This window comes from Colwellia sp. BRX10-3, assembly GCF_014077505.1.
GTDB lineage: Bacteria > Pseudomonadota > Gammaproteobacteria > Enterobacterales > Alteromonadaceae > Cognaticolwellia.
Genome location: NZ_JACGWA010000048.1, coordinates 1 through 334 on the forward strand (window position 1 = coordinate 1; position 334 = coordinate 334).

Here is a 334-nt window from a genome sequence, read left to right on the forward strand (position 1 = left end):
GCTAACACGTTTCACTTCTGAGTTCGGAATGGGATCAGGTGGGGCCATGTCGCTATTGTCGCTAGACAAAAAGGGTACAATCTAAAAAGCTGTTCATTAAGACTTGTCTTAATGATAATAAATACGTTTTGTTTTCTCTTATTCACACAATTGTCATGCGTGATGTGTATTCCTACACTGTTGTCAAACTACATACACACTTTATAGTTCACTTTATCAGTAAAACTACTTGGGTGTTGTATGGTTAAGCCTCACGGGTAATTAGTATTGGTTAGCTCAATGCCTCGCAGCACTTCCACACCCAACCTATCAACGTTGTAGTCTCCAACGACCC

General features: G+C 40.4%; 2 rRNA genes. Both read right to left on the reverse strand.

What is annotated here, in order from left to right:
- Positions 1-66 (reverse strand): 5S ribosomal RNA (gene rrf / locus H4J38_RS16975); the annotation flags it as partial.
- A 174-nt stretch (positions 67-240) separates the two neighbouring features.
- Positions 241-334: ribosomal RNA gene (locus tag H4J38_RS16980) — 23S ribosomal RNA — on the reverse strand; the annotation flags it as partial.